Origin of the sequence: Vibrio sp. Isolate24 (assembly GCF_022398215.1) — a bacterium.
Taxonomy (GTDB): Bacteria; Pseudomonadota; Gammaproteobacteria; order Enterobacterales; family Vibrionaceae; genus Vibrio; species Vibrio coralliilyticus_A.
This window is the reverse complement of the sequence record NZ_JAKEUU010000013.1, coordinates 12,994-33,807: the sequence shown is the minus strand read 5'-3', so window position 1 is coordinate 33,807 and position 20,814 is coordinate 12,994. Positions and strand designations below refer to the sequence as shown.

Here is a 20,814-nt window from a genome sequence, read left to right as displayed (position 1 = left end):
AAACCACCGTAAACACAGTACTCAACTAGACACAAAACCGCCAAGCGTTGGTTGTCCGTCTTGAGCTGATTGTTATGCCTGTCCTAAAACGCGCTCAATAAAAGCTGACTTTTTTCGACGATACTCTTCGTGAGCCCAGCCTGTACAAGACATCTTGAGTTCATTGTATTGTTGAACTAACTCAGGGCTTTCACGAAGCTTGTCCCTAAAAACCACAAAGACGTCAAATTCTGAGCCATTCACTACGACTTGGAAAGCTACATCTTCACCTGAGCTATTCTCCAGCATGCAAAGCTCTTGTGTTCTTAACGTATTGGATTTTTCGTTAAAACCTAAAGTAGAAAGTAACTTCACTGCTTTTTCTAGCTCGTTAACGTTAACACCAACAAGTATGTCTAGGTCTCCCTTAGATACAGCATTAGGAATAGAAGAAGCACCAATATGCTCAATTGTTGCGCGCGGAAGTAAAGCGGCTATCTGAAGTGTATACTTACGATAAAGCTCTTCACAAGATTCCTGATACTCATCTGCTTTGTAAAACTGCATATTTTCTCCCAAAAGGCATAACGCCGCGTTAATGGGCAGACAACGCTACCACAAACTTAAACCATTGTGACATCAACACAAAAACAAAAATGTGAGATAAAGATGCCAAGCGTTGACTGTCCCATTGAACGCTTTGTTATGCAAATTTAGCTCACGTCTTTAATGTGATGTATTTTACCATTTTGAAACTTAAAGTATGTCTTACCTTTCATAGCTAATTCCTGGCCTTCCTTGAGACCATTGGGGAGATCGATTGCCAAAGTACCCGTATAATCGATACTGACTGTTGCTGTACTATCACTTAGCTGTATATCCGTTACAACTTGCTGGCGAGCACTAAACATTTTTGCTGACTGGGAAGCTAAATTTTCAAAATCTACCTTACCTACTGTACGCGCCGTTATCTCACCATTTGATTCGTTTTCGAAAACGATATTATCACTAAGAAGCTCTAACATCCCAATCACATCAAACGCGTTGTAACGACTTATATAGGCATCAACCAATTCAATTTTTTCACTTTCTGACATGCTAATTATCCTTATTTGTAATTTGCATAACGCCCTTGCTAAGCGGCAACCAACAATACCACAAAGCTCAGACAAACCACCGTAAACACTAAACATAACCAGACACAAAACCGCCAAGCGTTGGTTGTCCGTCTTGAGCGGATTGTTAGGTATGCCCATTACAAACGCTTTTGCTCGCTTAAGCTATAGGACTCACCCATGAAATATATTTTTGCGGTGGTTCACTGAAGCAAAAAAGCTAACCAAATTGAGATTACGAACTTTCAATGAACAAGCTCAGCCAAGAGCACTGAAAACGGAAAACACTCAGCCGCTGACGCCAAAACTTGCCAATTAAATGAAACCTTCACCTGAAAAAGTTCGAGCCACATAGCCGCAGATACTAGCGACAAAGAAAGATTCAAAGTGGCTGAGTACAATAATAAAAACCGTAAAAACTTAAAGCAACCTAACGCCCAATTAAGGGGTGGAGCCACGCTACCACAGCACTCAATTTGAGCGCCGTAAACACCGGACTTGACCCAAACCAAAAATGCCAAGCGTGGGGAATCCCTCTTAAATTGCTTGTTAAATTCGTTCTAACGTATACATGCCCAACTTTCTAATTTCATAGAGTAGAGGCTTTACAGACTCTCGACACTCAAAGTAAAGAGAACATGTATCGTCATAACCTTGTACGAAAACAGCCCGATATTCTGGAATTACGAGCTGCAAAGCATCAACATCTGTAACTGAAAACCTAGATAAACGGCGGACAAACAAAGAGCTGTTTCTTGGCTCCTTAAATATCAACCGACTAACAGATCTATATTTGTACTGATAACACGAAACGTCCTTCGCTAGAAAACGATAAAACAAATGCCAACGTAGGTCGATATCAGCTTGTTGGTCTAACGAACGATTAGTAAAATATTGCTCAAACTCTTCTCGTGTTAACCAATGGTCGAACACTGTGATTGCAACACATTGCCAATCCTCAATGCTCTCGTTCGTTTTATTGTCTAGAGCGGAATAAAGTGATTTCAGGCTACCCTGCAACCCTTTTGATACATTTCGAAATGCTCTCATAAACCCTCAAGAATTTAACGCCCTTGCTAAGCGGCAACCAACGATACCACAAAGCTCAGACAAACCACCGTAAACACTAAACATAACCAGACACAAAACCGCCAAGCGTTGGTTGTCCGTCTTGAGCGGATTGTTAGGTATGCCCATTACAAACGCTTTTGCTCGCTTAAGCTATAGGACTCACCCATGAAANCAAAGCTCAGACAAACCACCGTAAACACTAAACATAACCAGACACAAAACCGCCAAGCGTTGGTTGTCCGTCTTGAGCGGATTGTTAGGTATGCCCATTACAAACGCTTTTGCTCGCTTAAGCTATAGGACTCACCCATGAAACACCAARGCYARCTGCACCGCAAYMACCACCGAARCTGAATAGYAACCACATCACTATTTTTTGCGGTGGTTTACTGAAGCAAAAAAGCTAACCACATCGAGATAACGAGCTGCCAATGAATAAACTCGGGCAAGAGCACTTAAAACAGAAAACACTCAGCCACTGACATCAAAACTTGGCAGTTGAATGAAACCTTCACCTGAAAAAGTTCGAGCCACGTAGCCGCTCAAATTTGTGACGAATAAGACAATTGAAGTGGCTGATTGCAATACCACAAACCACACAAGCTTAAAGCAACCTAACGCCCTTGCTAAGCGNGGCAGTTGAATGAAACCTTCACCTGAAAAAGTTCGAGCCACGTAGCCGCTCAAATTTGTGACGAATAAGACAATTGAAGTGGCTGATTGCAATACCACAAACCACACAAGCTTAAAGCAACCTAACGCCCTTGCTAAGCGGCTACCAACRATACCACAAAACTCCAGCAAACCACCGTAAACACTGAACACAATCAGACACAAAACCGCCAAGCGTTGGTTGTCCGTCTTGAGCGGATGGTTAGGTATGCTTATTTCGAGTGCCTTTGCTCGTTGGTGCTATAAGACTAAGCCATGAAACACCAAAGCCAACTGCACCGCAATAACCACCGAAACGGGAATAGTAACCACGTCACTATTTTTGCGGTGGTTCACTGAAACAAAAAATCTAACCACATTGAGATAACGAGCTTCCAATGAATAAACTTGGGCAGGAGCGCTGAAAACAGAAAACACTCAGTCATCCAAGCCAGAGTTAGCTAATTGAAGAAAGCTTTCACCTAAAAAAGTTCGAGCCACATGACCACTGACACTAGTGACAACAAAAGGATTCAAAGTGGCTAAACGCCAAACTAAAAAAACGTACAAGCCCAAGCAACCTAACGCCGCGTTAAGTGGTGAGCAACGCAGACCACCCTACCTAAACCATTGTGCCGTAAACACTAAAGCTGAATCAAACCTAAAATGCCAAGCGTTGGGAATCCGTCTTAAACGCTTTGTTATAACCAAATCCCCAAAGTTGTAACAGCCAAAGTCAATACTGCAATAATGAGTGACGCTGATGCTACATACATAGCAGTTTTTGATGATTTTTGCGCATGTTCATACTGCTTGAATCCTAGATAACCAAACACGGCTTCTGGACGAAGCCTCCAGTCATAAACCTGACTCATTGTTGGAGGTGGAGCGCTCATCTGAGCATTTATAAATAAGCTATCTCGGATATTAAGAAACTCATTTTCTGTCATATTCGCCGCTTTCAAACCGTCTTGCATGCAATAACTTGATTTTTGCTTAACTGCGAACTCTAAAAGTTTTATGTATTTATGCTGATTCAACTTCGAAATCCTTTTGGTTATAACGCCCTTGCTAAGCGGCGACCAACGATACCACAAAACTTAAACCAACCACCGTAAACACTAAACATAACCAGACACAAAACCGCCAAGCGTTGGTTGTCCTTCTTGAGCGGATGGTTAGGTATGCTCATTACGAACGCTTTGCTCGCTGGTGCTATAGGACTAACCCATGAAACACCAAAGCCAACTGCACCGCAACAACCACCAAAGCTGGATAATAACCACGTCACTGTTTTTTGCGGTGGTTCGCTGAAGCAAGAAAGCTAACCAAATAGAGATTACGAACTTGCAACGAACAAACTTGACCAAACGCACTTAAAAACAGAAAGCACTCAGCCACTAACATCAAAGCTTGCCAGTGAATGAAACCTTCACCTGAAAAAGTTCGAGCCACATGGCCACTGAAACTCACGACAAAGAAAGATTCGAAGTGGCTGAGCACCAAACTAAAAACCGTATAATCTTAAAGCAACCTAACGCCCTTGCTAAGCGGCAACCAACGATACCACAAAACTCAGACAAACCACCGTAAACACTAAAAACCACCAAAGACAAAACCGCCAAGCGTTGGTTGTCCGTCTTGAGCGGATTGTTAGGTATGCTCACTACAAACACCTTTGCTGGCTTGAGCTATAGGACTAAGCCATGAAACTACAAAGCTCAATGCACCGCAATAACCACCAAAGCTGGATAATAACCACGTCACTGTTTTTGCGGTGGCTCGCTAAATCCAAAAAGCTAACCAAATTGAGAGAGCGTACTTTCAATGAGTAAACTTGGGCAAGAGCACTTAAAAACAGAAAACACTCAATCACTAACGTCAAAACTTGCCAGTTGAATGAAACCTTCCACCTGAAAAAGTTCGAGCCACATAAACACTGAAACTAGCGACAAAGAAAGATTCGAAGTGGCTGAGTACAATAATAAAAACCGTACAAACTTCAAGCGACCTAACGCCCTTGCTAAGCGGCTACCAACGATACCACAAAACTACAGCAAACCACCGTAAACACTAAACATAACCAGACACAAAATCGCCAAGCGTTGGTTGTCCGTCTTGAGCTGATTGTTAGGTATGCTTGTTACGAATACTTTAGCTAGCTTGAGCCATAGGACTAACCCAGGAAACACCAAAGCCAACTGCACCGCAATAACCACCGAAGCTGAATAACAACCACGTCACTATTTTTGCGGTGGTTCGCTGAAGCAAAAAAACTAACCAAATTGAGATAACGAACTTTCAACGAACAAACTTGACCAAGAGCACTTAAAACGGAAAACACTCAGCCACTGACATCAAAGCTTGCCAATTGAATAAAACTTTTACCCGACAGAGTTTGAGCCACATGACCACTAAAACTAGCNCAGCCACTGACATCAAAGCTTGCCAATTGAATAAAACTTTTACCCGACAGAGTTTGAGCCACATGACCACTAAAACTAGCGACAAAGAAAGATTCGAAGTGGCTGAGTGCCCAACTAAAAAACGACCAAATCTAAAGCAACCTAACGCCGCATTAAGGTGTGAGCAACGCTACCTCTTAACTAAACCAGACCAACGTAAACACTAAACCCAACGATGGAATGAAAAATGCCATGCGTTGGGAATCACTCTTAAATGCTTTGTTATAACTTACCTACCTTATAAAACTTAGCGGGAGAAGACTTTATATCCCCTAAGTTCGTATGAAATATTTCACTATCAAGGATTACTTTAATGCCCTCTGGATTTTTAGGAGGCTCCGTCGGCGCAATGTAAAGGTCATCTCCGGACCACATCTGAACGATGGTTGATATATGCGGCCCAAAAAAGAACTGGATGTCTTCATATGTTGTTCGATACACCCTGTTACTGCCTTGTTTCAAAGTGGTTGGAATTATGTGCGGTAATTCTTCACCTTTTTCACTCAATAAACTTGCTCTTATACTGCGTTCTTCCCTAGTAACAGTATCAAATACAGTAATGGAGATTACTGGGGGAATCTCTATCTCTTCCTTTCCTGTATTCGAAACAAACACATCCATTCTCACTCTATTGGTCTTGCCTTGTTGAGGATCTTTTGCTTCCGGAGAAATCGAGTACGATGAATAAAAAGTTGGCTGAGAATCTTGCCAATTCTTGATATAGAGATTTAAAGTCAACAAAAGACTTATAACAGCGATAGACAGAGTAACTATTTTCTCTGCTTTTTCAAATCTAGTCATTATTGCTCCTAATTGAATTGCTACACACTGCATATAATTACACATAACTGTATAAACAACCAGTGTTTTTAGAAGAAATAGATTGGCTGATTTGAAGCACCAAGAGTTATAACGCCCTGTTAAGGGGTGAGCAACGTAATACCAGAGCTGCCGCATACCACCTTAACCACTAAAACTAACGCATAGTAAAAATGCCACGCGTTGCGAATCCCTCTTGAACAGTTTGTTAAATTGCTATTTTCCGTAGCTTTGCATTTGCTGATAACACGATTGAGCCACCTGAAATACGCCTTACGTTAAAATAGCCACCTGACGACGAAAGTTGGTGTACCTGAAGTGAATCTGAGTCAAGCCTGTCAAACCAGTATGGAGCTAAAGAACATTGAGCAGAGCCTGTCGCTAGATCTTCAGATATACCAATTTTGGGCGCAAAATATCTTAATACGTACCCATTTTCGCCATTTGCTGCAGTCACGATTAAAGCATGGTAATTACCAAGCTGTTTAAAGCGCATATCATCAGGCTTAAAATCTCTTACAGATTCTATTGAGGGCAAGACTATAACTAAGTCTCGAGTTGAAAATACGTCAATAGCATCAGCTGCCAAATCCGCTATTTCTGGCGGAACAGCACATGGTTCACTTTTCCAGCTAGGCATCTCAAGAGTATACGCACCATTCTTTTTGGCAATTGAGAGGTCTCCGTATTTGCTAATGAAAAGTACACTATCGAGTTTGTACTTAGAGATGATTGCAGCACCAGCCCCTAAGCTACCATGCCCACACAGGTTAATTTCCCCATCCAGCGCAAACCAACGAATGTGAAACTGTCCATTAATTGGGATGACAAAAGAGGTAACAGGAAGTCCTGCTTCACAAGTTATTTTCTGTAACTCTTCATCAGAAAGCCAACTATCAAGCTCTAATACACCACAAGGGTTACCAGAAGCCGACTCACCACCAAACACATCATATGTTTCTAATTTGATATTTCACCACCCTCGATTGCAATTTAACGCCGCGTTAAGTAGTGAGCAACGCCAACACGAAATCTGACCATACCACCGTAAACACAAAAACCAACGATGGAATGAAAAATACCAAGCGTTGGGAATCTGTCTTAAACGCTTTGTTATGTGCTAGTTACAATCGAAAAACCAATATTTCCGTTTACCAAGACTAAACAAATATACTGAGACATTACCAGCCTCTTTGTAATTCTTAAGCCTTTCATTCGGTAACGTTGCCCATAACCAATAAAAGTCTGCATCGGTATCTTCCGGAATATAAGCTTCAATGAATTCTTGTTTATCTGTGAAGTCCTCTTTTGAAGCTATTCGCTCAAAAACTGGATACTGGCCACTAATAAATGGCCACTCATGCTCTTGCCAACATGGTAAGGATGGAGTTTTATAGGTGACCGTCTTTGAGTCTTCTGTATCACTCTCAGCGCAATCGTTAGGTTCAATATCTAGTTCTATCAAAGCGCCAGAAGACAAACAAGAATCACATATACAATCGATGCCATTTTGCCCTGGGTACATTCCAGCGTCGAACCATATGCCTACTTTAAAACAAACTGAGCACTGTGTTGGTTCATCAACCTTGAATGCAAAGTTTTCCGTATCAGAGAAAAACTCAAATTTCATTTGTACTCCTTCTGGCACATAACGCCCTTGCTAAGCGGCTACCAACGATACCACAAAACTCAAACAAACCACCGTAAACACTGAACACAGCCAGACACAAAATCGCCAAGCGTTGGTTGTCCGTCTTGAGCGGATGGTTAGGTATGCTTATTACGAACACTTTAGCTAGCTTGAGCCATAGGACTAACCCATGAAACACCAAAGCCAATTGCACCGCAATAACCACCGAAACTGAATAGCAATCATCACTTTTTTGCGGTGGTTCACTGAAGCAAAAAAACTAACCGGATAGAGATAGCGAACTTTCAACGAACAAACTTGGCCAAAAGCACTTAAAACGGAAAAGCCTCAGCCACTCACGTCAAAGCTTGCCAATTGAATAAAACTTTTACCCGACAGAGTTTGAGCCACATGACCACTAAAACTAGCGACAAAGAAAGATTCGAAGTGGCTGAGTGCCCAACTAAAAAACGACCAAATCTAAAGCAACCTAACGCCCTTGCTAAGCGGCAACCAACAATACCACAAAACTCAAACCAACCACCGTAAACACTGAGCAAAACCAGATACAAAACCGCTAAGCGTTGGTTGTCCGTCTTGAGCGGATGGTTAGGTATGCTCATTACAAACGCTTTTTCTCNTAACGCCCTTGCTAAGCGGCAACCAACAATACCACAAAACTCAAACCAACCACCGTAAACACTGAGCAAAACCAGATACAAAACCGCTAAGCGTTGGTTGTCCGTCTTGAGCGGATGGTTAGGTATGCTCATTACAAACGCTTTTTCTCGCTTAAGCTATAGGACTAAACCATGAAACACCAAAGCTAAATGCACCGCAACAACCACCGAAGTTGAATAACAACCACATCACTATTTTTGCGGTGGCTCACTGAAGCAAAAAAGCTAACCAAATTGAGATGACAAACTTCCAATGAATAGACTTGGACAAGAGCACTTAAAAACAGAAAACACTCAGCCACTCACGTCAAAGCTTACCAGTTGAAGAAACTTTCACCTGAAAACGTTTGAGCCACATGGCCGCTGAGATTCGCGACAAACAAGATTATTGAAGTGGCTGACTGCCAAACTAAAAAACAGTGCAAACTTAAAGCAACCTAACGCCGCGTTAAGGGGTGAACAACGCAATGCCACCCAACTTAATCTATTGTGCCATAAACACAAAAGTAAACTTTGAACCAAAACTGCCAAGCGTTGAGAATCCCTCTTAAACGCTTTGTTATGCTTGTGGTTCTGAAACCACGACACTCTCATTTGCCCTTATGTACAGCAGGTGCTGATTGTAAAACTCGTGTTCGACACAACCATGTTGCAACGCTTTCTTATAGATTGAAGCGACAAATATATCGGCTAGGCTAAAGCCATTGCCCACTGCAAACCCTGATTCGTGACAGATAGAAGCACTTAGCTTTTCTAGGCACTGCATAATCCAACCCCCTCGAAGCTCACGTTTTGACGTTTCATTTAACTCTGGACGCATGAACCTTAGTACGGTTCTGTTTTGAGGTGAGTGAATGCTGGAGTTTACATACTCACAAACTCTACGGATGTGAGTTTTTTCGTGAAGGCTTTTGCCAAGTAAGGTTGGATTGGGAAATCGCTCTTCCAGATACTCTATAATTGCCATTGATTCAGAAAACACCGAACCGTCGACTGAAAGTGATGGAACATAACCAAAGGGGTTTATATCTAGATATGTTGTCGTTAGTTCGTCGGAGCTTACTTCAACTCTTTTGTAAGGTATTCTTTTGAAGTTGAGTACCCACTCGACCCTTTCAGAGCTGTTCGAGCCTTGTGCGCTGTACAACAAAACTTCCATATATCCTCCCGAAAAGCATAACGCCGCATTAAGGTGTGAGCAACGTTACCACAAAATTTAACCACACCACCGTAAACACTAAGCCCAACGACGGAATGAAAAATGCCAAGCGTTGGGAATCACTCTTAAATGCTTGGTTATACTTTGTTCCTTGAGACCACTCGATATTCTAAATAGTAGTTTCGTAAATTTGTATCGGTTTTACTAGGAGATCGACAATGTCGCAAATCCTTTTGTTCAGCTGCTCCAAACACCAAGAAGTTAAATCTTGCTTCACTCAATGAAACACCGTNGGGCAGCGTCAGATGTGTATAAGAGACAGAAATTTAACCACACCACCGTAAACACTAAGCCCAACGACGGAATGAAAAATGCCAAGCGTTGGGAATCACTCTTAAATGCTTGGTTATACTTTGTTCCTTGAGACCACTCGATATTCTAAATAGTAGTTTCGTAAATTTGTATCGGTTTTACTAGGAGATCGACAATGTCGCAAATCCTTTTGTTCAGCTGCTCCAAACACCAAGAAGTTAAATCTTGCTTCACTCAATGAAACACCGTTAGGCCCACCTAGAAATTTTTCAGAATCTGGATCATCCTGCCCATCATCTTCCCAAAAACAGATTTCACATATTTCATACTCAGCAGGCTTTCCAATAGTCGCGTACCCACAACAAGGGCATGCATACAAAGTATCCTTAGCTTGCTCTCGAATTTTACTCATGTAGCCCCCAGAAATATAACGCCTGCTTAAGCGGCTGCCAATGCTTAACACCTAAACAACCCACCGTAATCACATAAGCCATACCGAACCAAAAATGCCATAGGNCTGCCCATCATCTTCCCAAAAACAGATTTCACATATTTCATACTCAGCAGGCTTTCCAATAGTCGCGTACCCACAACAAGGGCATGCATACAAAGTATCCTTAGCTTGCTCTCGAATTTTACTCATGTAGCCCCCAGAAATATAACGCCTGCTTAAGCGGCTGCCAATGCTTAACACCTAAACAAACCACCGTAATCACATAAGCCATACCGAACCAAAAATGCCATAGGTTGGCAGTCCGACTTTAAGCACTTGTTAGCTACGCTCCAAAATATCCCACAAAATTGTAAGCTCCGATACGGGAGTTAGTATGTTGACATACACCCAGCCGCAGAATGATAGGAACGCACAAAATGTACTGATTTGAACGCAGTATTTATATGTAAAGCTTGTAAAACCTTTCCCTGCCGCAATCTGACTGGCTGCGTGACGCAACATGAAAGTCAGCGCAAATATCGGTAGAGGAATTAAAAGACCAATATAGTAGCGGCTTCCCCCTTGCACACATAAGTACAACACTGCTCCAAGCAACGCAGATGCAGTTGCAAGAATTACGTATAATGGCTTGTTTGCTAACCAGTTTAGGTAACGAACAAAAGGCAAAAGAGTATATAAAGTATTTTTGAAGTTTCCCGCAGATTCAACCTTGAGCAAGCAGAACTGAATACTAAATAGTAAGAACATCGGGATGCAACCTGAAATCATCATATCTATCCAAAAGCTTTCGATAGAGACAAGACTTTTGATGCTTTCATCCAAAGCTTGATACTTCTCTTGATAGCCCTCAACTATAATGATTCCAGTGATTTTATACGCTAGGCAGGTCATCACGATAGAAATAAGGGTTGTAATAGCCCAAAACTTAACAATCGTAATTCCTTTTAGAATCCCTATAACTCTTTCCAATTTTGCACATCCATTTAAATTGTCACTCTAAGTAGCTAACGCCGCGTTAATGGGCAGACAACGCTACCGCAAACCTAAGCCATTGTGACATAAACACCAATGCTAGACTGAGAGCAAAAGCTGCCAAGCGTTGACTGTCCCTTTGAACACTTTGTTAGCCATACTTTCACCGCAAATTTTTGACCAAGTAATGTACGGCTGTAGATACTGGGTAGTTTTCTAACGTCATTTGGCAAAAATAGCCATTCTTTTCATAAAATGGACGAGCTTGAAAACTAAATGTCTCGACCTGAGCATATAGGCAACCTTGTGACATGGCATGCTCTTCAAGTTGCTTGAGTAGACGCATTCCCATGCTGCTTCCACGCAACGATTCTGCGACCCACAACAGCTTGACATGGAGCCAATTGCCCCAAATTTCTGCGGTAATACCTGCTATTTTTTCTTGTTCATCGTTGTAAACATAGATCGCAACTGGTTGCTCAACTATACCTTCGAGATGCTCATCATTGAATTTCCTAAGATGTGAGCGAATTTCCTCAATATCGCTAATTTTCGGGTTCGAATCTAGCTCAATTTTCATAATCATTCCTTGTATGGCTAACGCCCTTGCTAAGCGGCGACCAACGATACCACAAAACTACAGCAAACCACCCTAAACACCACACCCAACCAGACACAAAATCGCAAAGCGTTGGTTGTCCGTCTTGAGCGAATGGTTAGGTATGCTCATTACGAACACTTTAGCTAGCTTGAGCTATAGGACTAACCCATGAAATACCAAAGCCATTAAGGTGTGAGCAACGCAATACCAATGCCGCCACATACCACCTTAAACACTAAATACAACGCATAGCAAAAATGCCAAGCGTTGCGAATCACTCTTAAACAGTTTGTTAGCCAAAATGCTTTTTACGATGACAATTTGGACATAGAGCTTCTGCATTTTCCACAGAGTCTTCACCCCCTTTGGAAAGAAATACCTTATGATGAACCTCTAAGTAAGGCGTTCCATCTTTGGAGCGTATAAAAGGAGCTCGCTCACCACAACACTCACAGTTACCTTTTGCTCGTTCAAGAACCTCCGCTACAACATCAGGGTTTCTAACAAACTCTGCTTGATACGTCAGTCTCATGGTAGGCATTTTCTCTGCTACATTTAGCCTTTTTTGACGCTTAGCTGTGTCAGATAAAGAAGATTTCACCTGATCATAAAACGAGTTTCTGGCTTCTTTCTGTTCTTTGATACTAATAAACTCCACCGGAAGCTTTTTGAGAACAGCTTTCATCTGGTTTGTTGTGTATGTTGCCGGTGGACAATTAGCAGCCAGTGCAAATGTATATTTTAATGGATATAGCTCTCCGGAGATTAGTAAGAACCAATCAACTCGATTTAGGGTTTGCGTCCAGGGACGAATATTGGCTTTATACTTTTCAGTACCAACTAAAAGCTGTTTCATTGTTATTGCTGGCGCTGTCATTATGCCTCCTTTTGGCTAACGCCCTTGCTAAGCGGCTACCAACAATACCATAAAACTCAAACAAACCACCGTAAACACGAAACATAATCAGACACAAAACCGCCAAGCGTTGGTTGTCCGTCTTGAGCGGATGGTTAGGTATGCTCACTACAAACACCTTTGCTGGCTTGAGCTATAGGACTAAGCCATGAAACTACAAAGCTCAATGCACCGCAACAACCACCAAAGCTGGATAATAACCACGTCACTGTTTTTGCGGTGGCTCGCTGAAGCCAAAAAGCTAACCAAATTGAGAGAGCGTACTTTCAATGAGTAAACTTGGACAAGAGCACTTAAAAACAGAAAACACTCAATCACTAACGTCAAAACTTGCCAGTTGAATGAAACTTTCCACCTGAAAAAGTTCGAGCCACATAAACACTGAAACTAGCGACAAAGAAAGATTCGAAGAATAATAAAAACCGTAAAAACTTAAAGCAACCTAACGCCGCATTAAGGTGTGAGCGGCGCTTGGCTATACTTGAGCGAAGCGAAACTGCCAAGCGTTGCGAATCACTCTTAAATGCTTTGTTAAGTGTATTTACGACCACTTGGTCAACTCGCCAAGAAACGCACAATGCAAGTTATTTATGTATTCCATTGCTTCAGATAGAGCAATTCGAACATCTTCAAGAACCTCAGGAGCAAGATTATAGGTCTGAACTACATTATCATTTGCGTCTAACATAACTGCACATTTAATTGGTTTACCTACACCCGACTTTGCATCTTTTAAGGCTGATTCAATATCCATCGGCTGAATTGTGGATTTTTTCTGGTCTTGGCTAGCACTAGCTACTTTAGGATATCGAAAGTACGTACTCTTAGGATCATAACCACTAATTAACTTTATTTGTTTACCAAGGGTATCTGATAAGGTCCAGTCGGTTGTTTTTGGCAGATTCTCAAAGTTAGAATCATAGATTGACTTAAAATAACTATATAAGTCATCCAAGTTATGAGTATTCGACATAGGTCGCCATTTGCCATTGGCGAAGATAGCTGGGCTATCCAAGCTAAAATCCCCCCCAAATGGGATTTTGTACTTTTTGTGGAGTATGTAAATTAATGATTTTAAATACAACTCTAAGGCGTGACGTTGCAAGTAGCCGATTGGTGACAGGAGATCTTTACTATTATCAGAATCGAGCAACACTTTGGCAGCATCCCTAAAGCGCCACGCTGATATACCAAGCCCTTTATCAAAATGCATTTCTGGTGGTGTCACCAATATATTCATATTTAAATTTTCCCTACGAACAAAATATACACTTAACGCCGCGTTAATGGGCAAACAACGCTACCATAAACCTAAGCCATTGTGCCATAAACACAAAAGCCAAACCGTGAGCCAAAACTGCCAAGCGTTGGTTGTCCGATTAAACGCTTGGTTATGGAAACTTAAGATAACCACTACAATCAATGTAACGCTTGAGCGCTTTGCAACCACGAACCCAAACAAACCAATATGCAGCAACCAATTGGAGCCCAAAGAAGAAACCTAACAACAACGATACAGCCAACTAAAACAAAGAAGAGCCGCCTCGATAAAGCCAAGTACCAGCTAATTGCCGCTGACCCCAAGTCACTTGGCAGCCAGACGCAAACGGCAGATTAGCCTTCACGAAAAGCTCAAAGCGGCTTTTCACCAGAGATAAAGATTTTTATCCTAATCGAAATGTAAGAATGGCCATTAAGCTCGCAGCAAACGCTGAACCAACAAGCCAATTAAGAACTAAGCCTTGCTGCACCATAACGCCCTGTTAAGGGGTGAGCAACGCAACCACCCAACCTGAAACATTGTGCCATAAACACCAAAATTGAAGTAGAAGCAAAAGTGCCAAGCGTTGTGAATCCCTCTTAAATTGCTTGTTATGTTTTTACGACCTCGATGCTATTTCCATAAACAGTACGACTAAAAATCCTAAAACGAACCCTAGAAAGGCAAGAATTGTCATTATTGTATCTGGTTCAGAATGAGCTCTGTCGATATCTGGATGCTTTATGTAGATTCCCTTTATGGGAAAGCGCCTGTAGTACAATCGTGAATAAAAGCCATGTGTAGCTTTGATTTGGCGGCTATAGCGCAGTTGAGCTAAAAAACTCAACTGCGCAGCTGAAAACATAGAAAAAGAAGTAATGTCACCACGGGTATAACCATAATTGAAATTGTAGACGCCTAAACCGAAGTACAGAAATAGTAAGCCTGCAACCACTTGAAGCGCTTTTTTTTGTGATGATAAATTGGCTGCAAAACAATGAACATAATGACACATGTACTTGTAGTGCTAATGATAAGATTCCAGTCCATATGACTCCTAAACATAACGCCCTTGCTAAGCGGCTACCAACAATACCACAAAACTCAAACAAACTACCGTAAACACGATACCCAACTAGACACAAAACCGCCAAGCGTTGGTTGTCCGTCTTGAGCGGATGGTTAGGTATGCTTATTACGAAGTCTCTGCTCGCTGGTGCTATAAGACTGAGCTATGAAACACCAAAGCTAACTGCACCGCAACAACCACCGAGGCTGAATAACATCCACGTCACTATTTTTGCGGTGGTTCGCTAAAGCAAAAAAGCTAACCAAATTGAGATAACGAACTTTCAACGAACAAACTTGGCCAAAAGCACTTAAAACGGAAGACTCTCAGCCACTAACATCAAAACTTGCCAGCTGAATGAAACCTTCACCTGAAAAAGTTCGAGCCACATAGCCGCTGAAACTAGCGACAAACAAGGTTATTGAAGTGGCTGACTGCCAAACTTAAAAAACGCACAAGCCCAAAGCAACCTAACGCCGCATTAAGGTGTGAGTGACGCAACCACAAAACTTAACCTTACCACCGTAAACACTATATTCAACTATGGAATTAAAAATGCCAAGCGTTGCGAGTCACTCTTGAATGCTTTGTTATGTGCCGCTTCCGCTATTTAGTTCTGTCTTCTATTTCGTCGAATGCCTCAACCGAAACACGTTCAGCAATTTTACGCATCTGTCGCATTTTTTCTGGGTTACGATTTCCCCAAAACAACTCCCAGTCTTCACGCGTGTTCCACTTAGCAATGGTCAGAACCTTTTCAGGTACGTCATAGGAGCGAAGCATAAAGCTACCGAGCGCACCTGCAACTGAATCATGGATTGATTCTGTCGCCGAGCGCCACACATCTTGAAAATCATCCATTTTCTCAACTGGCACACGCCATTCATAGACAACTCGAAACATAAAACTTCCCTTTTAAAAGGCCTGAAGCACATAACGCCGCATTAAGGTGTGAGCGACGCTTGGCTATACTTGAGCGAAGCGAAAACGCCAAGCGTTGCGAATCACTCTTAAATGCTTTGTTATGTAACTATTTAAAGTATTTCTCAAACTCTAATATCTGCTTTATGTAATCCCTCATTGAATCTGTATTAAACACCCCATTATATTTATCGGGGTTATTACCTGCTTGGCCAAATATTGAAGGACAACCACCATGTCTAATTAGCTCTGAAAACGCACTCGATTTCTGTATATTTTCAATATCCTGCTTTATTTCTAAGCTAATAAAATCAGAATATTTGTTTTCTTGCTCTTTTATAATACCCATACCGGAAATAGTTTGACTACAAACCATGCTACCTAAAGTGCCAAGCTTTTGAAACTTGTGCATTTCTTTAAAGTCTAGGTTATCAAACTGCTCTAACATGGAATTGTCAACCAAAAGAGTTTGGGCAAATTTAACGTAGTCTCCATTTTCTATTTTTTTACTATGGATCTGAAAATAAAGTGCTTCAAATGGAAGAAAGAGTAGACTCCAACCTTTTTTCATCTCTTCCAGTGCGTGGGTTTGATATGCTTGTTCTTTGTTATGTTTATCAATAGACTGATAAATCGACAAAGTTAGACCAGTTACAGCCAATATAGCTGCTATCAAACCTATCTTCGTGAGTTTCTTTATTCCCTTCCTACTGTGATCCCATGTCTCACCGTGTATAGCTAGAAGTGCAGAACATGCTGTAATAAGATGCCCCATTATAGTTGCTACAATACTCAATTTACTCTCCTTGTAGTTACATAACGCCGCGTTAAGGGGTGAACAACGCCACCACCTAGCCTAAACCATTGTGCCGTAAACACTAAAACTGAATCAAACTGAAAATGCCAAGCGTTGAGAATCCCTCTTAAACGCCTTGTTAGGTGCGTGTAACTGAGTACACCACTTCTTCATATGAAGGGCTCTCAAAGTTAAACGTAATATGGTCATCAGATGTTCCGCTACCATGAAAAACATTAATTTTTCCATATGATTCAGTTGCTAGCTGAGATGAGTCGTCCTGAGGCCAAAATACAGCAATACGAAATTCATGCTCCCTGCTGTACGGGTCGGATGGTTTTACAAACACCAACTGCTCCTGAGAAAGATCAAGGATTTCATTATCACGCTCATAGTAAGTAATTGAATCAGCAATAACCTCTAAACCTAAGTGTTTATTTGCTGTTTCAATTAACTCCACAAGTTTCGCTACATTAATGCCAATACATATATCTGCCTTAAACAATTCAAAAAGCTCCTTATCATTGCCTTTTTCGCTTAAACACAGAACATGACATCTTCTTGGCGCTTGGGAAAACGTTATAGACTTATCTGGTACAACTTTGAATTCTCGACCTGCAATAACGATTTTAGTAATAGCATCTGGAGCAAGTTGGATAGACTTTCTTGCCTCGTCATCACTAATGTTGTCATTCTCGAGTTTATCCATAGTAAACAAGTCTCGAAACCACAACCCTTTGCCCGTTTCAGCAAAGTGTTCTAAATATTGACTCTTCCCGTATAGATATTTTATCAATAATTATTCCTACCTTCCGCCAAAGCACCTAACGCCCTTGCTAAGCGGCTACCAACGATACCACAAAACTCCAGCAAACCACCGTAAACACTAAACATAACCAGACACAAAACCGCCTGGCGTTGGTTGTCCGTCTTGAGCTGATGGTTAGGTATGCTCATTACAAGCGCTTTTGCTCGCTTAAGCTATAGGACTAACCCATGAAATACCAAGGCCAACTGCACCGCAATCCCCACCGAAGCTGAAGAACAACCACGTCACTATTTTTGCGGTGGTTCGCTGAAGCAAAAAAGCTAACCAAATTGAGATATCTAACTACCAATGAATAGACTTGGGCAAGAGCACTTAAAACGGAAGACACTCAGCCATTGACGCCAAAGCTTGCCAATTGAGTGAAACTTTCAACTGAAAACGATCGAGCCACATGACCGCTGAAACTAGCGACAAAAAAAGGATTCGAAGTGGCTGAACGCCAAACTAAAAACCGTACAAACTTAAAGCAACCTAACGCCGCATTAAGGTGTGAGTGACGCTTGGCTATACTTGAGCGAAGCGAAACTGCCAAGCGTTGCGAATCACTCTTAAATGCTTTGTTAGGCTCCAGATTTCAGGTGTGTTTTTCCAAGTAATGCCCCAGCTATAACTGCTGAAAATTGCATTGATAACTGTACCATTTCGCTTATTGAACCACCGTAGCGACCACCATAAGAAAATATAGAGAACGCCATTAACGCAATAAAGATGACTGTTAGTAATGTAATGAATGATGACGCTACAGCATCTATGTTTAGATCTCGAATGAAACCTTGCGTAACTTTGAGAGCAAAATAACTCCCAATTCCTGGACAGATAAACCACGCAAAACCCAGACGAAGATATTCACCAACAGCTAAACCATCCACTCCTTTAAAAGCCAGAGCGAGTGAAATAAATGCGCTGACAAACCAAATTGCTACAAAAGCAACAATATTGATTAATACTCCTATAAACGTCTTCATTGAACAACCTTGCAACTAACCAACCCCAACAAGATTATAGTCCACCAAGTTCATACAATCAGACAATTGGAGCCTAACGCCCTTGCTAAGCGGCGACCAACAATACCACAAAACTCCAGCAAACCACCGTAAACACTAAACATAACCAGACACAAAACCGCCAAGCGTTGGTTGTCCGTCTTGAGCGGATGGTTAGGTATGCTCATTACGAGTGTCTTTGCTCGCTGGTGCTATAGGACTAACCCATGAAACACCAAAGCCAACTGCACCGCAATAACCACCAAAGCCGAACAACAACCACGTCACCATTTTTGCGGTGTTTTACTGAANGGTTAGGTATGCTCATTACGAGTGTCTTTGCTCGCTGGTGCTATAGGACTAACCCATGAAACACCAAAGCCAACTGCACCGCAATAACCACCAAAGCCGAACAACAACCACGTCACCATTTTTGCGGTGTTTTACTGAAGCAAAAAAGCCAACCAAATTGACATAACGAACTTTCAATGAACAAGCTCGGCCAAGAGCACTGAAAACGGAAAACACTCGGCCACTAACATCAAAACTTGCCAGTTGAATGAAACTTTCTCCTGAAAATGTTCGAGCCACATGGCCGCTGAGATTCGCGACAAACAAGATTATTGAAGTGGCTGAACGCCAAACTACAAACCGTTCAAACCCAAAGCAACCTAACGTCCAATTAAGGGGTGAACAACGCCTCCACCCAACCTAACGCATAGTGCCATAAACACTAAATTTGAAGTAGAAGCAAAAGTGCCAAGCGTTGTGAATCCCTCTTAAATTGCTTGTTAGTTGCCCAACTTCAAACCTAGTGCTAACATTTGTACACACATAAAATATGGAGTGCATCATGGACACTAGAATTCAATTTCGTGTTGATGAAGAAACGAAGCGACTAGCCCAACAAATGGCTGAAAGCCAAGGCAGAACACTAAGTGATGCTTGTCGTGAACTGACTGAGCAACTGGCTGACCAACAGAGAAAGACTTTATCTCACGACGCATGGTTAACTGAACAAATTAACTTAGCTTTTGAGAAGTTTGACTCAGGAAAAGCCACTTTTATTGACCATGAGTCAGCTAAATCTCGTATGGACGAGCGTAAAGCTAAAATCCGTAACCGAGGCAAATTATGATTTTGTGGGAAGAAGAGTCTCTCAACGATCGCGAAAAGATCTTTGAGTTTCTCTACGACTTCAACCCCGAAGCTGCTGACAAAACCGACGATATTATTGAAGCAAAAGTTGAGAACCTTTTAGAGCAACCTCATATGGGAGTCCAGCGTGACGGAATTAGAGGGCGATTGCTCATTATTCCTGAGATTTCGATGATTGTTTCCTACTGGGTTGAAGGTGATATCATTCGAGTTATGCGCGTGCTACACCAAAAACAAAAATTCCCAACGGACTAATTATGTCGACTGGGAAACTAACGCCGCGTTAATGGGCAGGCAACGCTACCACGTACTTAACCCATTGTGACATAAACACTAATGCTACACTGTGAACTAAAACTGCCAAGCGTTGACTGTCCAATTGAACGCCTTGTTATGTTCTCTTGTCAGGCGTCATGTGAAGGATTACGTTTGCCAAAAGCAGTACAAGAGATAGAAACCATACGACAATGTTTTCCAAATGGACATCCATACATACAAAAGACAAGCTCCCTGTAAGTATGAAGCTAATTCCGATGTACGTTCTGCCTTGCCACTTTCTGTAAAAGTGAAACCCAGAAAGAACTACCAACAAGAAGAAGGCTCCTCCTGAAGTTAAAAAATCATGCAGCATCAAGCACCTACTATTAAAACTTCAATCCAACGTATAATGCTATTCACGTAAGAAACATAACGCCCTTGCTAAGCGGCAACCAACGATACCACAAAACTACAGCAAACCACCGTAAACACTAAACATAACCAGACACAAAACCGCCAAGCGTTGGTTGTCCGTCTTGAGCGGATGGTTAGGTATGCTCATTACGAACGTCTTTGCTCGCTGGAGCTATAAGACCAACCTATGAAACACCAAAGCTAACTGCACCGCAATATCCAGCAAGCTGAAGAACAACCACGTCACTATTTTTGCGGTGGTTCGCTGAAGCCAAAAAGCTAACCAAATTGAGATAACGAA

At 41.8% G+C, this 20,814-nt stretch carries 25 protein-coding genes; 2 read left to right on the top strand and 23 right to left on the bottom strand.

Annotated elements, in window-relative coordinates; genetic code table 11:
• Positions 1 to 72: 72 nt before the first annotated feature.
• From L1D23_RS21630 to L1D23_RS22320, 23 genes are all read right to left on the bottom strand, one after another.
• Positions 73 to 546, bottom strand: coding sequence for a GrpB family protein (locus L1D23_RS21630; RefSeq protein ID WP_239871639.1), 474 nt, complete (start codon positions 544 to 546; stop codon positions 73 to 75).
• A 146-nt stretch (positions 547 to 692) separates the two neighbouring features.
• A complete protein-coding gene (locus L1D23_RS21625) occupies positions 693 to 1,235 on the bottom strand; it encodes a nuclear transport factor 2 family protein (protein ID WP_239871637.1) in 543 nt (180 codons plus the stop codon).
• A gap of 408 nt (positions 1,236 to 1,643) precedes the next feature.
• Positions 1,644 to 2,144, bottom strand: a complete 501-nt coding sequence (locus L1D23_RS21620; protein ID WP_239871634.1) for a hypothetical protein — start codon at positions 2,142 to 2,144, stop codon at positions 1,644 to 1,646.
• A gap of 6 nt (positions 2,145 to 2,150) precedes the next feature.
• Positions 2,151 to 2,291, bottom strand: coding sequence for a hypothetical protein (locus tag L1D23_RS22325; RefSeq protein WP_345779116.1), 141 nt, complete (start codon positions 2,289 to 2,291; stop codon positions 2,151 to 2,153).
• A 1,226-nt stretch (positions 2,292 to 3,517) separates the two neighbouring features.
• Entirely contained in the window at positions 3,518 to 3,856 is a 339-nt protein-coding gene (locus L1D23_RS21610) for a hypothetical protein (RefSeq protein ID WP_239871631.1), read from the bottom strand.
• A gap of 17 nt (positions 3,857 to 3,873) precedes the next feature.
• Entirely contained in the window at positions 3,874 to 4,008 is a 135-nt protein-coding gene (locus tag L1D23_RS22285; RefSeq protein WP_275667400.1) for a hypothetical protein, read from the bottom strand.
• 277 nt (positions 4,009 to 4,285) lie between these two features.
• On the bottom strand, positions 4,286 to 4,483 hold the full coding sequence (locus L1D23_RS21605; protein WP_239871628.1) for a hypothetical protein: 198 nt from the start codon (positions 4,481 to 4,483) through the stop codon (positions 4,286 to 4,288).
• Positions 4,484 to 5,503: 1,020 nt separating this feature from the next.
• Positions 5,504 to 6,082, bottom strand: a complete 579-nt coding sequence (locus tag L1D23_RS21595) for a hypothetical protein (protein ID WP_239871625.1) — start codon at positions 6,080 to 6,082, stop codon at positions 5,504 to 5,506.
• A gap of 226 nt (positions 6,083 to 6,308) precedes the next feature.
• Entirely contained in the window at positions 6,309 to 7,070 is a 762-nt protein-coding gene (locus tag L1D23_RS21585) for a PhzF family phenazine biosynthesis protein (protein WP_239871699.1), read from the bottom strand.
• 150 nt (positions 7,071 to 7,220) lie between these two features.
• Positions 7,221 to 7,730: a CbrC family protein gene (locus tag L1D23_RS21580; protein ID WP_239871622.1), complete on the bottom strand. Its 510-nt coding sequence runs from the start codon at positions 7,728 to 7,730 to the stop codon at positions 7,221 to 7,223.
• Positions 7,731 to 8,969: 1,239 nt separating this feature from the next.
• Positions 8,970 to 9,569 carry a glutathione S-transferase N-terminal domain-containing protein gene (locus tag L1D23_RS21575; protein ID WP_239871619.1) on the bottom strand — a complete coding sequence of 200 codons (600 nt, stop codon included), beginning with the start codon at positions 9,567 to 9,569 and terminating at the stop codon, positions 8,970 to 8,972.
• A 406-nt stretch (positions 9,570 to 9,975) separates the two neighbouring features.
• Positions 9,976 to 10,293 (bottom strand): CPCC family cysteine-rich protein, encoded by a 318-nt coding sequence (locus tag L1D23_RS21570; protein ID WP_239871616.1) that lies wholly within the window; start codon positions 10,291 to 10,293, stop codon positions 9,976 to 9,978.
• A gap of 360 nt (positions 10,294 to 10,653) precedes the next feature.
• Positions 10,654 to 11,304 carry a hypothetical protein gene (locus tag L1D23_RS21565; RefSeq protein WP_239871613.1) on the bottom strand — a complete coding sequence of 217 codons (651 nt, stop codon included), beginning with the start codon at positions 11,302 to 11,304 and terminating at the stop codon, positions 10,654 to 10,656.
• Between the two features lie 166 nt (positions 11,305 to 11,470).
• Entirely contained in the window at positions 11,471 to 11,887 is a 417-nt protein-coding gene (locus L1D23_RS21560; RefSeq protein ID WP_239871610.1) for a GNAT family N-acetyltransferase, read from the bottom strand.
• A 313-nt stretch (positions 11,888 to 12,200) separates the two neighbouring features.
• Positions 12,201 to 12,785: an HNH endonuclease gene (locus L1D23_RS21550; protein WP_239871604.1), complete on the bottom strand. Its 585-nt coding sequence runs from the start codon at positions 12,783 to 12,785 to the stop codon at positions 12,201 to 12,203.
• Positions 12,739 to 12,933 carry a hypothetical protein gene (locus tag L1D23_RS21545; RefSeq protein WP_239871601.1) on the bottom strand — a complete coding sequence of 65 codons (195 nt, stop codon included), beginning with the start codon at positions 12,931 to 12,933 and terminating at the stop codon, positions 12,739 to 12,741. Before L1D23_RS21545 ends, L1D23_RS21550 begins: the two co-directional genes overlap by 47 nt.
• A 432-nt stretch (positions 12,934 to 13,365) precedes the next feature.
• Entirely contained in the window at positions 13,366 to 14,064 is a 699-nt protein-coding gene (locus L1D23_RS21540) for a hypothetical protein (RefSeq protein WP_239871599.1), read from the bottom strand.
• Between the two features lie 1,696 nt (positions 14,065 to 15,760).
• On the bottom strand, positions 15,761 to 16,057 hold the full coding sequence (locus L1D23_RS21535; protein ID WP_239871596.1) for an antibiotic biosynthesis monooxygenase: 297 nt from the start codon (positions 16,055 to 16,057) through the stop codon (positions 15,761 to 15,763).
• A gap of 127 nt (positions 16,058 to 16,184) precedes the next feature.
• Positions 16,185 to 16,871 (bottom strand): hypothetical protein, encoded by a 687-nt coding sequence (locus L1D23_RS21530; protein WP_239871593.1) that lies wholly within the window; start codon positions 16,869 to 16,871, stop codon positions 16,185 to 16,187.
• A gap of 139 nt (positions 16,872 to 17,010) precedes the next feature.
• Positions 17,011 to 17,667, bottom strand: coding sequence for a hypothetical protein (locus L1D23_RS21525; RefSeq protein WP_239871590.1), 657 nt, complete (start codon positions 17,665 to 17,667; stop codon positions 17,011 to 17,013).
• On the bottom strand, positions 17,664 to 17,828 hold the full coding sequence (locus L1D23_RS21520) for a hypothetical protein (protein ID WP_239871587.1): 165 nt from the start codon (positions 17,826 to 17,828) through the stop codon (positions 17,664 to 17,666). Before L1D23_RS21520 ends, L1D23_RS21525 begins: the two co-directional genes overlap by 4 nt.
• 432 nt (positions 17,829 to 18,260) lie before the next feature.
• On the bottom strand, positions 18,261 to 18,665 hold the full coding sequence (locus L1D23_RS21515; RefSeq protein ID WP_239871584.1) for a hypothetical protein: 405 nt from the start codon (positions 18,663 to 18,665) through the stop codon (positions 18,261 to 18,263).
• A gap of 50 nt (positions 18,666 to 18,715) precedes the next feature.
• Positions 18,716 to 18,871: a hypothetical protein gene (locus L1D23_RS22320; RefSeq protein WP_345779115.1), complete on the bottom strand. Its 156-nt coding sequence runs from the start codon at positions 18,869 to 18,871 to the stop codon at positions 18,716 to 18,718.
• Between the two features lie 665 nt (positions 18,872 to 19,536).
• Here L1D23_RS22320 and L1D23_RS21505 point away from each other — a divergent pair.
• Both L1D23_RS21505 and L1D23_RS21500 read left to right on the top strand, forming a co-directional pair.
• Entirely contained in the window at positions 19,537 to 19,821 is a 285-nt protein-coding gene (locus L1D23_RS21505; protein WP_239871581.1) for a type II toxin-antitoxin system RelB/DinJ family antitoxin, read from the top strand.
• A complete protein-coding gene (locus L1D23_RS21500; protein ID WP_025796573.1) occupies positions 19,818 to 20,096 on the top strand; it encodes a type II toxin-antitoxin system mRNA interferase toxin, RelE/StbE family in 279 nt (92 codons plus the stop codon). Before L1D23_RS21505 ends, L1D23_RS21500 begins: the two co-directional genes overlap by 4 nt.
• Positions 20,097 to 20,814: the final 718 nt, after the last annotated feature.

What these genes read in the sequence shown, in the direction of transcription:
- L1D23_RS21560 (WP_239871610.1), bottom strand. Translation starts at nt 11,887, where the DNA reads ATGAAAATTGAGCTAGATTCGAACCCGAAAATTAGCGATATTGAGGAA.
- L1D23_RS21625 (WP_239871637.1), bottom strand. Translation starts at nt 1,235, where the DNA reads ATGGGCATACCTAACAATCCGCTCAAGACGGACAACCAACGCTTGGCG.
- L1D23_RS21620 (WP_239871634.1), bottom strand. Translation starts at nt 2,144, where the DNA reads ATGAGAGCATTTCGAAATGTATCAAAAGGGTTGCAGGGTAGCCTGAAA.
- L1D23_RS21580 (WP_239871622.1), bottom strand. Translation starts at nt 7,730, where the DNA reads ATGAAATTTGAGTTTTTCTCTGATACGGAAAACTTTGCATTCAAGGTT.
- L1D23_RS21630 (WP_239871639.1), bottom strand. Translation starts at nt 546, where the DNA reads ATGCAGTTTTACAAAGCAGATGAGTATCAGGAATCTTGTGAAGAGCTT.
- L1D23_RS21515 (WP_239871584.1), bottom strand. Translation starts at nt 18,665, where the DNA reads ATGAAGACGTTTATAGGAGTATTAATCAATATTGTTGCTTTTGTAGCA.
- L1D23_RS21535 (WP_239871596.1), bottom strand. Translation starts at nt 16,057, where the DNA reads ATGTTTCGAGTTGTCTATGAATGGCGTGTGCCAGTTGAGAAAATGGAT.
- L1D23_RS21505 (WP_239871581.1), top strand. Translation starts at nt 19,537, where the DNA reads ATGGACACTAGAATTCAATTTCGTGTTGATGAAGAAACGAAGCGACTA.
- L1D23_RS21550 (WP_239871604.1), bottom strand. Translation starts at nt 12,785, where the DNA reads ATGACAGCGCCAGCAATAACAATGAAACAGCTTTTAGTTGGTACTGAA.
- L1D23_RS21575 (WP_239871619.1), bottom strand. Translation starts at nt 9,569, where the DNA reads ATGGAAGTTTTGTTGTACAGCGCACAAGGCTCGAACAGCTCTGAAAGG.
- L1D23_RS22285 (WP_275667400.1), bottom strand. Translation starts at nt 4,008, where the DNA reads ATGAGCATACCTAACCATCCGCTCAAGAAGGACAACCAACGCTTGGCG.
- L1D23_RS22320 (WP_345779115.1), bottom strand. Translation starts at nt 18,871, where the DNA reads ATGAGCATACCTAACCATCCGCTCAAGACGGACAACCAACGCTTGGCG.
- L1D23_RS21500 (WP_025796573.1), top strand. Translation starts at nt 19,818, where the DNA reads ATGATTTTGTGGGAAGAAGAGTCTCTCAACGATCGCGAAAAGATCTTT.
- L1D23_RS21570 (WP_239871616.1), bottom strand. Translation starts at nt 10,293, where the DNA reads ATGAGTAAAATTCGAGAGCAAGCTAAGGATACTTTGTATGCATGCCCT.
- L1D23_RS21520 (WP_239871587.1), bottom strand. Translation starts at nt 17,828, where the DNA reads ATGAGCATACCTAACCATCAGCTCAAGACGGACAACCAACGCCAGGCG.
- L1D23_RS21540 (WP_239871599.1), bottom strand. Translation starts at nt 14,064, where the DNA reads ATGAATATATTGGTGACACCACCAGAAATGCATTTTGATAAAGGGCTT.
- L1D23_RS21595 (WP_239871625.1), bottom strand. Translation starts at nt 6,082, where the DNA reads ATGACTAGATTTGAAAAAGCAGAGAAAATAGTTACTCTGTCTATCGCT.
- L1D23_RS22325 (WP_345779116.1), bottom strand. Translation starts at nt 2,291, where the DNA reads ATGGGCATACCTAACAATCCGCTCAAGACGGACAACCAACGCTTGGCG.